This window comes from Rhodoferax sp. (assembly GCF_014859475.1).
Lineage (GTDB): Bacteria > Pseudomonadota > Gammaproteobacteria > Burkholderiales > Burkholderiaceae_C > Rhodoferax.
Window position 1 is genome coordinate 1 of the sequence record NZ_JACUUE010000003.1, and the last position, 13,786, is coordinate 13,786.

Below are 13,786 nucleotides of genomic sequence, written 5' to 3' on the forward strand. Positions count from 1 at the left end.
GCCCAGGCCTTGATCGGACAACTGGAAAGCCAGGGTGTGCCGCGAACCGCGATCCAGATGTACCACGTGGCTGACCTTGCCAGCATTCCCGAGGCAAGGCTTGCAGCACCCAAGGTCTGGGTGGCGCTGGGCGTGCAGGCGTCGATGGCCTTGGGCAAATCCGGCTCGAAAGCGCCCGTGCTCAGTGCCCTGGTGCCGCGCAGCGCCTTTGAGCGCGTGTTGCTTGATACCGGACGCAAGCTGTCGCCACAATTCAATGCCGTTTATCTGGATCAACCGCTGAATCGCCAGATGGCGCTGATTCGATTGGCGCTACCCAAGGCCAGACGAGTCGGCGCCTTGCTGGGGCCCGACTCCTGGTCCAGGGGCGCTGCTTTGCTGGCTGCGGCCAGTGCCAACGGCCTGGAACTGGTTGCCGCCCGGGTGGATGACGACAGCGCGTTGTTTTCTGCCCTGCAGTCGGTCATTGAGGTCAGCGATGTCTTGCTGGCGCAGGCCGATCCGCTGGTTTTCAACAGCAACAGCATTCAGAACATCCTGCTGACCACCATCCGCGCCAATGTGCCGCTCATTGCCTTTTCGCCCGCCTATGTGCGTGCCGGCGCGCTGCTGGCCTTGTACAGCACACCGGCACAGGCGGGCAGCCAGGCTGCCCATTGGGTGCTCGAGGTGCTGGCCAGCCGGAAATTGCCAGCGAAGGCCCTCGAGCCCGACGATTTTGAAATCAGCGTCAATGACCAGGTGGCCAGCGTGCTGGCGCTGTCGCTGGATGGCAAGTCTTTGCGGCTGGCATTGAAACGACAGGCGCAGAACCCATGAAAACACCCGATATCCGGCTGCGAATGCTGCTGGCTGCGCTGCTGCCGGTGTCGCTGCTTTGCTTGCTGCTGTCGGGCGTCTTCCTGATGTCGCGTTTTGAAGACATCAATGACAGCTACCAGTCATGTAACCGCTTGGTGGCGCGACAGCTTGCGCTGGCCAGCGAATTTGGCCTGTTTGCAGCCAACCAGGAGCAGTTGCAATTGATTGCGCGCGGTGCCTTGCGCGAACCCGACGTGCGCTGGGTTGGTATCGTGGACCGCGAGGGCCGCATGCTGGCCAGCGCCGGCAATAGCGGCGAACCTGGCTTGCCCGCGCCTTCCCGGTCGGCGGGGCAAGACATCGACGATCAGTATCTGCCCGATGTGTTGACGCAGGTGGTCTATGCCAGCGGACTCAAGCTCGATGATTTGTATGAGGAACCCAATGCCTCAAACAGTGGACAAGTTGCCCCTCTGGGCCAGGTGGTGGTAAAGTTTTCACGCCAGTCGGTGACCGAGAAAAAGCGTGATATCTTGATGTTGGGGGGGCTGATCAGTGTTCTGGGTTTGCTGTTTGGCGTGGTGCTGGCGGCCAGGCTCAGCGCTGGCGTGATTCGCCCGATGATGCGGGTCTCGAATCTGATCGAACGCATCGGGCATGGTGATTTTGCCGTGGCTGCCCAGGTGCAGGCGAACACCCCGGCAAATGACCCGCTCCATGAACTCCAGGAAAACCTGATGCACATGGCCAATCGCCTGGCCGATGTGCAGCAGGAGCTGGAGCACCAGGTGGCCACGGTGACCCAGGCCTTGCGTGAAAAAAAGGAAGAAGCCGAGCTGGCAACGCAGGCTAAATCCAGATTCCTGGCCGCTGCCAGCCACGATTTGCGCCAACCCATACATGCCCTGGGCATGTTTGTGGCGCGCCTGTCGCAGCTTCAGCACGACGCCCCGACACGCCAGCTGGTTGATAGTCTGGAGGCATCGGTGCGCGCGATTCAAAACTTGCTTGATGGCCTGCTCGACATCTCGCGCCTTGAAGCCAGGGCGGTACAGATCAGATTGCAGGATTTTCCCCTGCAGGAATTGTTTGAGCGCGTGGGCCAGAATCTTGCACCCGTGGCACAGGACAAGGGGCTGCGCCTGCGTATTCGACCCAGTACGCTGTGGGTCAGGAGTGATGCGGCCTTGCTGTACCGCATTTTGCTCAACCTGGTGGGCAATGCGCTGCGTTACACCGACCGGGGCGGCGTGCTGGTGGCTTGCCGACCAACAGCCGACCCGGCACAAGTTCGCATCGAAGTCTGGGACAACGGCATGGGCATTGCGCCAGAACATCAACAAGCTGTCTTCAAGGCGTTTTTTCAGGTGGGCAATCCAGGGCGCCAGCGTGCCGGAGGCACGGGCCTTGGCCTGAGCATCGTGCAGCAAAGCTGTCAGCTGCTGAAGCATCCCTTGCAGCTTTCCTCGCGCTTGGGCCTGGGCACGCGCATCTGCCTGACACTGCCCCGCGCGGCACCAGAGGCGGCTCGTGCCGATGCACTGCGGCCAGAGCCAACCCGGCAGCAGGCTGCGCAAAGCGACACCGTGCTGGTAATTGAAGACGATGACCTGGTGCGCCAGGCACTGGTCGAGTTGTTGCAAAGCTGGGGCTACCAGGTGGCCCAGGCAGGTGGTCTGCCAGAAGCGCAGCAGGCGCTGCAAAGCGGCTTTTTGCCGGCCATCATCATCAGCGATTACCGTCTCAATGGCGCTTCACATGGCATCGAAGCAATTGCAACATTGCGCCAACAACTGGGCTGCCAGGTGTCTGCCTGTCTGATCAGCGGCGATGCTGATCCGGCTTTGCTGTCGGCTGCCCAAGCGGCGCAACTGACCTTGTTGCAAAAGCCGGTGCGCCCGGCCAAATTGCGCATTTTGCTGCGTCGCCTGCTGGCGGCTCAGGGGGTGTGAGAGGCCTGATCGTAGCCCCAGCGTTTGGCCTCGAGCACGGCCTGGGTGCGGGTGCTGGCGCCAAAAATGCGCAGGATGTTGCTGACGTGGAATTTCACAGTCTCTGCGCCCAGCGACAGTTGCTCGCCGATCTGGCGGTTGGTCAGGCCACCCAGCAGCAGGCACAGCACGTCGAGTTGGCGTGAACTGAGTACCGGTGGCGTGGCGGCACCGCCCGCAGCATCATCGAGCGGGCTGAACTGGCTGGGGTAGCAAATTTGCCCATCCAGGATGTTGCGCAGGGTGCTCAGCAAGGTCTCGCTCAAACAGGATTTGGTGACAAAACCAACGGCCCCGAGAACAAGCGCTTTTTGCATCACGCCGGGATTGGCCGAGCCCGACAAAATCACCACCGGCAGCTCGGGGTGCCGTTGGCCGAAGATTTCCAGCGCCGCCAGGCCGCTCATGTCGGGCAGCCGATAATCGAGCAACACCAGATCAAGCTCCGGGTTGAAGTGGGCCAGTTCGAACGCCTGCGCGCAAGTGGCTGCCTGCAATACCTCGGTGGCTTCGTCAGGGTTGAGCCCCTGCAGCACCTGGCACAGCCCTTCACGGATTAGCGCATGATCGTCAACCACGAGAATCTTCAAGATATTCGCCTTGGGGGTCTTTTTACAATCCAACATTCAAAACAGGCGCTTCTTGCAATGCTTAACTGTTTTAATCATCATACTTGACGAATCATGTTTGTTCACTTACGCCTGCACACCGAATATTCTGTCATCGACGGCACCACCCGCATCGCCGAGGTGATCAAAGCGGCCGCTGCCGACAGCCAACCCGCGCTGGCCATCACCGACCTGAGCAACCTGTTTGGCGCCATCAAGTTCTACAAGGAAGGGCGTAAGCGCGGCGTCAAGCCGCTCATCGGTGCCGAGGTCTGGCTGGAGGGCATGGGCAAGGAAACCGGGCAATTCACGCGTGTGCTGCTGCTGGTGCAAAGCCATCCCGGCTACCTCAATTTATCCGAACTGCTGGCGCGCGCCTGGACGCAAAACGGTGGCAAGTCCCAGGCGACGGTTTCGCTGGCTTGGCTCAGGGAGCTCAATGGCGGGCTTATCTGCCTGTCGGGCGCGCAGGCCGGCCCGGTGGGCCAGGCCTTGTTGCAAGGCGACGAGGCGCGCGCGCTCGACGCCGCGCTGCAGTTGGCGGGTGTGTTCACCCACCGGTTTTATCTGGAACTGCAGCGCGCCGGTCGCCCGGAAGACGAGCCGCAGGTGGCGGCGGCGGTGCAACTGGGCTTTCGCTCGGGCTTGCCGGTGGTGGCCACGCACCCGGTGCAGTTCATGGCAGCGGAAGATTTTGAGGCGCATGAGGCGCGCGTTTGCATAGCCGAGGGTGAATTGCTGGCCAACCCGCGGCGCGTGCGCCGCTTCACGCGCGACCAGTATTTCAAATCGACGGCAGAAATGCAGGCGCTGTTTGCCGACGTGCCCTCGGCGCTGGCCAACAGCGTCGAGATTGCCAGGCGCTGCAACCTGAGCCTGGTGCTCGACAAACCACAGTTGCCCGAATTTCCGATCCCGCCGGTCGATGGCGTGGTGATGGCCGCCGATGACTACTTTCGCCACGCCTCGCGTGAGGGCCTCAAGGAGCGCATGGCGCACCTGTACCCTGACCCGGTGCAGCGCGAAAAAGAAATGCCACGCTATCTGGCGCGGCTCGACTTTGAACTGGTGACCATTCTGGGCATGGGTTTCCCGGGCTATTTTTTGATTGTGGGCGACTTCATCAACTGGGCCAAAAAGAACGGTTGCCCGGTGGGCCCCGGGCGCGGCTCCGGTGCCGGCTCGCTGGTGGCTTATGCGCTCAAGATCACCGACCTCGACCCCTTGCGTTACAAGCTGCTGTTCGAGCGCTTCTTGAACCCCGAGCGGGTCTCGATGCCCGACTTCGACATCGACTTTTGCCAGGGCAACCGTGACCGCGTGATCGATTACGTCAAAGACAAATACGGCAAGAACGCGGTCAGCCAGATCGCCACCTTCGGCACCATGGCGGCGCGCGCAGCCATTCGCGACGTGGGCCGTGTGCTCGACATGAGCTACGCCTTTTGCGACGGCATCAGCAAGCTCATTCCCAACAAGCCCGGTGTGGCCGTGACGCTGCAGTTGCCGCCAGCTGACCGCAAAAAAGACGACAAGCTGGTCTATGCCGTGGAAGCCGAGCCGATCCTGGCCGAGCGCGAGGCCAAAGAGGAGGATGTGCGCACACTGCTGGAGCTTGCGCGCAAGCTCGAGGGCCTGACCCGCAACATTGGCATGCACGCTGGCGGCGTGCTGATTGCACCGGGCAAACTTACCGATTTTTGTCCGCTGTACCAGCAGCCCGGCAGCGACTCGGCGGTGAGCCAGTACGACAAGTACGACGTGGAATCGGTCGGCTTGGTCAAGTTCGACTTTTTGGGCCTGGCCACGCTCACCATTCTGGAGCTGGCCCGCAAGTTCATCGTGCAGCGCCATCCCGGCCAGGAAGCATTTGCCTTCGAAAATCTTCCGCTTGATGACAACGCGGTCTATCAATTGTTTCAGGAGGGCAAGACCGAGGCCGTGTTTCAGTTCGAATCGCGCGGCATGCAGGGCATGCTCAAGGATGCCAAACCGACGCGGCTCGAAGACCTGATCGCGCTTAACGCGCTGTTCCGTCCCGGCCCGATGGACCTGATCCCGAGCTTCGTGGCGCGCAAGCACGGCCGCGAAGAAGTGATTTACCCGCACCCGCTGGTGGCCGAGATGTTGAGCGAAACCTACGGCATCATGGTCTATCAGGAACAGGTGATGCAAACCGCGCAGATTCTGGGCGGCTACTCGCTCGGAGGCGCCGACATGCTGCGCCGCGCCATGGGCAAGAAAGACGCGGCCGAGATGGCCAGGCAGCGGCAGATATTTCGCGACGGCGCTGCCAAAAACGACATCGATCAAGCCAAGGCCGACGAGGTGTTTGACCTGATGGAGAAGTTCGCCGGGTATGGCTTCAACAAGAGCCACGCCGCCGCCTATTCGCTGCTGGCCTACCACACGGCCTGGCTCAAGGTGCACTACACGGCCGAGTTCTTTTGCGCCAACATGACGGTGGAAATGGACGACACCGACAAGCTTAAGGTGTTGCTCGAAGACGCGCTCAAGATGGGCCTGAGCTTTGAGGCACCCGATGTGAACCGGGGCGTGGGCCGTTTCGAGCCGGTCTCGGACAAGGTTATTCGCTACGGCCTGGCCGCCGTCAAGGGCAGCGGCCAGCAGGCCATCGAAGCCATCGTGGCGGCGCGCGAGGGCAGCGGCGTCGGCCCCAAGGGCGACACGGTGGGGCCGTTCAAGAGCCTGTTTGACTTTTGCGCCCGGGTCGATCGCAGCCGCATCAACAAGCGCACGGTCGAAGCCCTGATCAAGGCCGGCGCTTTTGATGCGCTCGAACTCAACCGCGCCAGCCTGCTGGCCAGCGTTGATCTGGCGTTTGAGTTTGGTGCCGCCACGCTGGCCAATGCCAACCAATTCAGCCTGTTTGACCTGGGCGGCGACGACGACCATGGCTCCAGTACCCAGGAGCCCGAGTTGGTGCCGGCCACGCCGTGGGGCGTGAAAGAGCGCCTGGTCTATGAAAAAACCGCGCTCGGCTTTTACTTGTCAGGGCATTTGTTCGACGAAGTGGTGGCCGAGGTGCGCCGCTTTGCCAAACGCGCGATTGACGACCTGATCGACACCCGCGAGCCGCAGCTGGTGGCGGGCATCGTCACCGACCTGCGCATTGTCAACGGTCAGCGCGGCAAACTGGCGCTGTTCAAGCTCGACGACAAGAGCGGGGTGATCGACACGCGCGTTGAAGAAGCGCTGCTCAACACTCACAAAGACTTGCTCAAGGACGATGAGCTGATCATCGTCATGGGCAAGCAACGCGATGATCGGTTTTCAGGCGGCATGCAGCTCAACGTGACGCAAATCTGGAGCCTGGAGCAGGCGCGCTGCCACTTTGGCAAGCACCTGCATGTGCGCGCCAGCACCGGCCCGCAGGGTTTGAAGCTGGACATGGCGCGGCTGCTGAAAGACTTTCCGGCGCGCAAGGAGCAGACCGAGCAGGGCGAGCTATGGCGTGGCCTGGGGGTGCGGCTGGCCTTGCGCTGTGAGGGCGAAGAAGGTGTCGCCCTGGCCGAGTTGCAGCTCGGTGAGCAAGCCCGCTTTTACCCCAGCGATGCCGCGCTGGCGAGCTGGTGGGCGCAGGCTGCGCCCGGCACGGCTGAAATTGTTTACGAATAGAGCGTCCCGTCAAACAATGCTGCCGCTCTCTTTCTTTGTAGCAGCGGCGCCCTCGCCGCGAATGAATTTGATGCGTGGCTGGTGCTGGCAGCGGGTGCGGTATTGGCGACAGCCTCAGACGCGCTTCGCTTTGCGACATCGGCAGTCCCCAATACCGTACCCAATACCGTACCCACTGCTGGACGCGCTCAGCTGTGTTCAAGAAATGCGTACTCGCCGCGAGCAGCGTGCGTTGGGTGCCTGACGCAGCGAAATAAAGGAGGAGGCTCGGAAGCAGTCCGAGCCTGGGGACATTCGCGGAGTCAGATACCCGACGTGCGCTGCGGGTCACGGTTAACAGAAATGACGCATCAATCTTTCGGCCGAAAGCTGATTTCCAGCGGCGAGGGCACCCGGCCATCGGTGTCGCGCGGCAGCACCTCAGTCTTGGCGATGGCGCGCAGCACCGCTTCGTCCCATGCCGGCACACCGCTGGAACGCGTCAATTTGCTTGCCAGAATCTTGCCGTCAGGCGCGGCGTGCACCTCGACCACGGCGGTCGGGTTGCCGCTGATGGTGTCGGTGAACACGATGTTGGGCTTGATGCGGGCCACGATGCGCCCGGCGTAATTGGCCGACGGGCCGGCCGATTTGAGCGCCGTGCCGCTGGCACCCGGCGCGCCGCTGGCATCGGCCAGGCCTGCGATGCGCTTCATGTGCTCGGCGCGTTGGGCTTCGCGTTGTCTGGCTTGTTGCTCTGCCAGTTTCTTCTCCTGCGCCAGTTTGGCTTTTTGGGCCTGTTCTTTTTTAAGTTGTTCAGCCTTGCGTTGCGCTTCTTTCAGCTTTTCCTGCTGCAGCCTGGCTTGTTCAAGCTGCGCTTGTTTGAGTTTTTCCTGTTGCTCACGCGCCAGTTGCTCTTGCTTTTGCTTTTGCAGCCGCTGTTTTTCCCGTTCCAGCGCAATGTCCACCTTGGGTGGTTCTGGCGCTGCTACAGGGGGCGGCACCGGTACCGGTACCGGCGCTGGCTCGGGCAGCACGGGCGGCTTGATGGGTTCGGGTGTTTCAGGCAGCGGCGCCTGCAAGCGCGGCGCAGCGGCCACCGGCATGGCGGCCCAGAGCTCGGCTTCGACGTTGACGATTTGCGCGTTGCGCTGCCAGTGCACGCCCCAGGTCAGGGCCGCCACCAGCAGTCCGTGCGCCAGCAGCGCCAGCATGAAGGCGCGCACCACGCCGGGGGTGTCAGGTGGGGAAAACTCGAGTCGATCAGCCGCTGTGTGCATGGCAAAAATGCATCAAGGGGCGAGTTGCACCGAAAGGCCGACGCGGGCAATGCCGGCGCGCTGCAGGGTGTCCATGACGCGTACCACCGCTTCATACCTGACCGCCTTGTCGGCGCTGATGACCACGGCGGTATTGGGCACGCCGGCCTGGGCCTGTTGCACCGCGCTGGTGATTTCCTTGAGACCGATTGAGATGGTCTTGTCCTTGAGCTTGAGTTGCAGCGCCTCGTCTTTGCCGATCACGATCTGGATCACCTGGTCGGGCTGGCTGGCGGCCTTGCCGACGCTGGGCAGGTCGATCATGCTGGGCGCAATCAGCGGCGCGGTGACCATGAAGATGATCAGCAGCACCAGCATCACGTCGATGAAGGGCACCATGTTGATCTCATTGATGGTGCGGCGGCCCCGGCCACGGTGTGCAATTGCTGGCATGGCTGACCTCCGCTCAATGCCCCGAGGCCGATTGCGCGCCCAGGTTGCGCTGCAGGATGTTGGAAAACTCCTCGATGAAGGTTTCCAGCCGGATCGCGATGCGGTCGATGTCACGGGCAAAGCGGTTGTAGGCCACCACCGCCGGAATCGCGGCAAACAGGCCGATAGCGGTGGCGACCAGCGCCTCGGCAATGCCGGGCGCCACGCTGGCGAGCGTGACCTGGGTCAGCGCGGCCAGCCCGGTGAAGGCGTGCATGATGCCCCACACCGTGCCAAACAGACCCACGTAAGGCGACACCGAGCCGACCGAGGCGAGAAACGACAAGTGGGTTTCGATCACGTCCATTTCGCGCTGAAAACTGGCACGCATGGCGCGCCGGGCGCCGTCCATCAGTGCGGCGGCATCGGTGATGTGGCGTTCGCGCAGTTTTTGATATTCGCGCATGCCGCTGGCAAAAATGCGCTCCATCGGGCCACCCTGGCGGGCGTTTTGGGCGGCAGCCGCAAACAGGTCGTTCAAGCTGCTGCCTGACCAGAAGTCGCGCTCAAACGTGTCGTTGAGCTGCTTGACCTTGCCCAGCGAGAACAGCTTGCGAAAGATGGCGGCCCAACTGGCCACCGACACCGTGATCAGCAAAAGCATCACCAATTGCACTACCAGGCTGGCGTTGAGCACGAGTTGAAAGATGGAAAGGTCTTGGTTCATGTCAGGGTGTCCAGGATATTTTGCGGAATTCTGGCAGCTTTCAAGCTGTCGGCCTTAACCCAGCCGGCGCGAATGGTGGCGTCGCACAACAACTGCGGGCCGGCGGCGCTGGTCCGCAGCGCCTGTTGATGGATTGTCATGGATGCGCGCCCGGCCGCCAGCAGCGAAGTTGTAACCAACAGTTCGTCGTCGAGCCTGGCGCTCTGGATGAAACGCACCTGGGCATCGCTGACCACGAACATGCCGCCGCTGGCCTCTTTCAGGGCCTGCTGGCCGATGCCTTTGGCGCGCAGCCACTCGGTGCGCGAGCGCTCGAAAAACTTCAGGTAATTGGCGTAAAAAACAATGCCGCCGGCGTCGGTGTCTTCCCAATAGACGCGCACCGGCCAGCTGAAAGTCTCATTGTCAAGAGGCGACTTGGTCATGCCAGCAAGGCCTTGAGCCGTTCAATGGCGCTGTGCAGCTGGGGCATTGAATTGGCGGTTGAAAAACGAATGAAATGCCCGGTATCAAACTGGCCGAAGTCGCGCCCCGGCGTGACCGCCACGTGGGCGCGCTGCATCAGCGCAAAGGCCAAGTCCCAGCTGCCGTTGACACCCAGCCGGGCGCAGGCTGCCGAGCAATCGGCCCAGGCATAAAAAGCGCCATCGGGCATCACCGGCACACGCAAGCCCAGCGCATTGAGCGCCGGGATGAAGTAGTCGCGCCGGGCCTTGAATTCGGCGCGGCGGCGCTCGTACTCGGCCAGGCTCTCGGCCTCGAAGCAGGCCAGTGCCGCGTATTGCGCAATGGTGCTGGGGCAGATGAACAGGTTTTGCGCCAGCCGCTCGATCACCGGCACCAGCGCTTCGGGCACCACCATCCAGCCCAGGCGCCAGCCGGTCATATTGAAGTATTTTGAAAAACTGTTGACGCTGATGAGCTGGTCGTCCAGCGCCAGCGCGGTGTGGCCATACAGGTCGTCATGGCTGAGCCCCAGGTAAATCTCGTCGATCAGGGTGATGCCGCCGCGCTGGCTCACCACCTCATGAATGCGGCGCAATTCATCGGGCGCAATCGAGGTGCCGGTGGGGTTGGACGGCGAGGCCAGCAAAACGCCACGCGTTTTGCCGATACCTGCGCCGCGGGGCGTGTCGTTCCATACTTCGGTTACCTTGTCGGCGCTGAGTTGAAAACGCTCGGCAGCCGTGGTCGGAATCAGCACAGCGGTGCCGTCGGCGGCGGCCACAAAATGCCGGTTGCAGGGGTAGCTCGGGTCGGGCATGAGCACTTCGTCACCACGCTCGATCAGCGCCAGGCAGGCCAGTTGCAGGGCGGCGGAGGCGCCGGCAGTGACCACAATGCGCCCGGCCGGCACCTTGACGCCGAAACGGCTGGCGTACCAGTCGCTGATACGCTCACGCAAATCAGGCAGTCCGGTAGCGGGGGTGTAATGCGACAGGCCGTCGTGGATGGCTTTGGCAGCGGCTTGCTGCACCAGCGGCGGCGCGGTGAAGTCGGGCTCGCCAATGTTCAGAAAAATCATTGGCGACTCGGACTGCGCCACCTCTGCCGCCAAGGCGCTGGCCGCCTTGGCCACTTCCATCACGTAAAAAGGTTCGATGCGCCGGGCGCGTTCGGTCACTCGCATGAGTCGCCTAGCGCACTTGGTCGGCCGCCACCTCGGCCTGGCGCAGTTGCCGGGCCAGGCCGTTGAGCACGCCATTGACGTATTTGTGGCCGTCGGTGCCGCCAAACTCTTTGGCCAGCTCGACGCATTCATTGAGCACCACGCGCCAGGGCACGTCCACACAGTGCTGCAGCTCGTAGGCGCCAATCCACATCACGCCGTGTTCCACCGGCGAAATCTCGGCCAGCTTGCGGTCCAGCAGCGGCACAATCAGTGCGTCCAGCGCCTCAGCTTGCTCGGCGCAGCCGTGCAGCAGCGCGTCAAAATGCACGCTGTCGGCCTTGCTGAAACCAGCCAGGTCGCGGGTGAAGGCATCGACTTCGGCCACCTCGTTTTTACCCACCAGCAGCTGGTACAGCGCCTGCAGGGCAAATTCTCGCGCGCGGGAGCGGTCTGACTTGCTGGCGGCCTTGCGCGCACCGGTGCTGGTCAGGCCCTTGCGCGACTGGCGCGGCGGCCGGGTGGAGGGCGTGGGGTGGCTCGATTCGCTCATTCAATTTCTTCCAGTAAGTTGGCCATTTCAACGGCCACAAGGGCGGCATCGCGGCCCTTGTCGGTCTGACGGGCCACGGCTTGGTCCAGGTTTTCTGTGGTCAGAATGGCATTGGCAATGGGCACCTGGTAGTCCAGCGCGACGCGGCTCACGCCGGCGCCCGATTCGTTGGCGACCAGCTCGAAGTGGTAGGTTTCACCGCGGATGATGCAGCCCAGTGCAATCAGGGCGTCGAATTTCAGGTTTTCAGCCAGCGCCTGCAGCGCCAGCGGAATTTCCAGCGCGCCGGGCACCTGCACCAGCGTGATGTTTTCCTCAAGCACGCCCAGCCTGAGCAGCTCGGCCCGGCAGGCCGTGGCCAGCGCATTGGTGATGCCTGCGTTGAAGCGTGCCTGCACGATGCCGATGGTGCGTTTTTTGCCGTCGAGGCGGCGGTCGGTGGCAGCGAGTGTGCCTTGGTTTGCGATCAGCATGGGAGTTTTCCTGTTGGGATGTTTGGGGCGTGGCGAGTCAGGGGGTGACGTAGCCGACAATTTCAAGGCCATAGCCGACCATGCTGGGCATGCGCCGCGGGTTGCCCAGCAGCTTCATTTTGCGCACACCGCACTCGCGCAAAATCTGCGCGCCAATGCCGTAACTGCGCAAATCCATGCGCCCGCGCTCGGGGCCGTGGGCGGCTCTGGCGGTGCCGTCAAACTGGGCCAGCAGTTGTTTGCCGCTTTCGCCGCAATTCAAAAACACCACCACACCCTTGCCTTCGGCGGCCACGCGCGCCAGGCTGGCATCGAGGCTCCAGGAATGCATGGTGCGGCCCACTTCCAGCGCATCGAGCACCGACAGTGGCTCGTGCACGCGCGCCAGCACGACGTCTTCGTCGGCCCATTGGCCCCGCACCAGTGCCAGGTGCACGCCGTGCGCCGTCTTGTCCTTGAAGGTGTGGGCAGTGAATTCGCCAAAAGCCGTGTTGAGCGGGCGAAAGCCCAGATGTTGCACCAGCGACTCCATCCGGCTGCGGTGGTGGATCAGGTCGGCAATGGTGCCAATTTTCAGGCCATGCTCCTTGGCGAACGCCTGCAGATCAGGCAGCCGCGCCATGGTGCCGTCGTCTTTCATGACCTCGCAGATCATGGCCGCCGGCGTGCAGCCAGCCATGGCGGCCAGGTCACAGCCGGCCTCGGTGTGGCCGGCGCGCATCAGCACGCCGCCTTCGACCGCCTGCAAAGGGAAGATGTGGCCGGGCTGCACCAGGTCTTCGGGTTTGGCCTCTTTGGCCACGGCCACCTGGATGGTGTGGGCCCGGTCGGCCGCGGAGATGCCAGTGGTGACGCCTTCGGCGGCTTCGATCGAGGCGGTGAACGCGGTGCCTTTTTTGTCGCCATTGTGCGCCGTCATGGGCGGCAGTCGCAGCCGCTCGCAATGTTCGCGGGTGAGCGTCAGACAAATCAGACCGCGGCCGAAACGGGCCATGAAATTGACCGATTCGGCAGTGACGTGTTCAGCCGCCTGAACCAGGTCGCCTTCGTTTTCGCGGTCTTCTTCATCGACCAGAATGACCATGCGCCCGGCGCTCAGCTCGGCAACGATGTCTTCAACGGGGGAAATGCCTGATAGGTGTGATTTGGTCATGGGGTGTTTGAAGCTGTATTTTGGTAAAAAGTGCCGGACCATGGCGTGCCTGATTGAATCGTTCGGCGCGCGCTGGTCAAGCTCCCGATTATCGGGGATTGTGGTTTGGGTTAGGCTTACGTCTTCTTCCAAGGAGTGAATCAATGGCAATTGGCTGGCTGACTGTATTGAAACTGGTGCCTTGGGGCGAGGTCATCGAAAACGCGCCCAAGGTTGCGAACGGGGCTAAAAAACTCTGGCAGAACGTCGGCAAAAAACCGGTGCCTGTCGCGCCGCTGAACCCTGTGCCCGACACGCTGGGTTCGGAGCCGCCAGCGGTTGCCGCCTTGCAGGCGCAAGTGGCCGAACTGCAAGTGGCCGCTGCCGAGCTGCACCAGCAAATGCTGGTGTCGAGCGAGTTGATCCAGTCGCTGGCCGATCAAAACGCGCAACTGATCAAGCGGGTCGAGGTCAACCGGGTGCGCCTGCTGTGGCTGGCGGCGTGGGTGCTGGGGTTGACGGTGGCGCTGGCCAGCCAACTTTTTTAGAGGTCGGTTTCTAGGTAATTCATCGCCAGTTGGAC

13 protein-coding genes are annotated in these 13,786 nt (G+C 62.4%); 4 read left to right on the forward strand and 9 right to left on the reverse strand.

Annotated elements, in window-relative coordinates; translation table 11 throughout:
• Both IBX54_RS00475 and IBX54_RS00480 read left to right on the forward strand, forming a co-directional pair.
• Positions 1-819 (forward strand): ABC transporter substrate binding protein (locus IBX54_RS00475; protein ID WP_296540699.1); only part of this gene is annotated, 819 nt, incomplete at its 5' end.
• Entirely contained in the window at positions 816-2,753 is a 1,938-nt protein-coding gene (locus IBX54_RS00480; RefSeq protein ID WP_296540700.1) for an ATP-binding protein, read from the forward strand. The genes IBX54_RS00475 and IBX54_RS00480, both read left to right, overlap by 4 nt.
• On the opposite strand, the gene IBX54_RS00485 is transcribed toward IBX54_RS00480, so the two are convergent.
• Positions 2,741-3,382: a response regulator transcription factor gene (locus IBX54_RS00485; protein WP_296540701.1), complete on the reverse strand. Its 642-nt coding sequence runs from the start codon at positions 3,380-3,382 to the stop codon at positions 2,741-2,743. The two genes, IBX54_RS00480 and IBX54_RS00485, sit on opposite strands and share 13 nt — an antisense overlap.
• Positions 3,383-3,475: 93 nt before the next feature.
• Between IBX54_RS00485 and dnaE the strand changes: the two genes are divergently transcribed.
• The gene (gene dnaE / locus IBX54_RS00490; RefSeq protein WP_296540702.1) at positions 3,476-7,039 is read left to right on the forward strand and encodes a DNA polymerase III subunit alpha; all 3,564 of its coding nucleotides are present in this window, start codon (positions 3,476-3,478) and stop codon (positions 7,037-7,039) included.
• A gap of 350 nt (positions 7,040-7,389) precedes the next feature.
• Here the strand turns inward: dnaE and tolA are convergent, their stop codons facing one another.
• Genes tolA through ribBA form a run of 8 tightly spaced genes read right to left on the reverse strand, consistent with a single transcriptional unit; the run spans position 7,390 to position 13,224 of the window.
• Entirely contained in the window at positions 7,390-8,298 is a 909-nt protein-coding gene (gene tolA / locus IBX54_RS00495; RefSeq protein ID WP_296540703.1) for a cell envelope integrity protein TolA, read from the reverse strand.
• A gap of 12 nt (positions 8,299-8,310) precedes the next feature.
• Positions 8,311-8,730, reverse strand: coding sequence for a biopolymer transporter ExbD (locus IBX54_RS00500; RefSeq protein ID WP_296540704.1), 420 nt, complete (start codon positions 8,728-8,730; stop codon positions 8,311-8,313).
• A gap of 13 nt (positions 8,731-8,743) precedes the next feature.
• On the reverse strand, positions 8,744-9,436 hold the full coding sequence (gene tolQ, locus IBX54_RS00505) for a protein TolQ (RefSeq protein ID WP_296540705.1): 693 nt from the start codon (positions 9,434-9,436) through the stop codon (positions 8,744-8,746).
• Entirely contained in the window at positions 9,433-9,861 is a 429-nt protein-coding gene (gene ybgC / locus IBX54_RS00510) for a tol-pal system-associated acyl-CoA thioesterase (RefSeq protein ID WP_296540706.1), read from the reverse strand. The genes tolQ and ybgC overlap by 4 nt, the downstream gene beginning before the upstream one ends.
• A complete protein-coding gene (locus tag IBX54_RS00515; RefSeq protein ID WP_296540707.1) occupies positions 9,858-11,066 on the reverse strand; it encodes a pyridoxal phosphate-dependent aminotransferase in 1,209 nt (402 codons plus the stop codon). The genes ybgC and IBX54_RS00515 overlap by 4 nt, the downstream gene beginning before the upstream one ends.
• A 7-nt stretch (positions 11,067-11,073) precedes the next feature.
• The gene (gene nusB / locus IBX54_RS00520) at positions 11,074-11,598 is read right to left on the reverse strand and encodes a transcription antitermination factor NusB (protein ID WP_296540708.1); all 525 of its coding nucleotides are present in this window, start codon (positions 11,596-11,598) and stop codon (positions 11,074-11,076) included.
• Positions 11,595-12,071: a 6,7-dimethyl-8-ribityllumazine synthase gene (ribH, locus tag IBX54_RS00525; RefSeq protein ID WP_296540709.1), complete on the reverse strand. Its 477-nt coding sequence runs from the start codon at positions 12,069-12,071 to the stop codon at positions 11,595-11,597. Before ribH ends, nusB begins: the two co-directional genes overlap by 4 nt.
• Positions 12,072-12,108: 37 nt before the next feature.
• Entirely contained in the window at positions 12,109-13,224 is a 1,116-nt protein-coding gene (ribBA, locus tag IBX54_RS00530; RefSeq protein ID WP_296540710.1) for a bifunctional 3,4-dihydroxy-2-butanone-4-phosphate synthase/GTP cyclohydrolase II, read from the reverse strand.
• Between the two features lie 143 nt (positions 13,225-13,367).
• On the opposite strand from ribBA, the gene IBX54_RS00535 reads away from it, so the two are divergent.
• Entirely contained in the window at positions 13,368-13,751 is a 384-nt protein-coding gene (locus IBX54_RS00535) for a hypothetical protein (RefSeq protein WP_296540711.1), read from the forward strand.
• Positions 13,752-13,786: the final 35 nt, after the last annotated feature.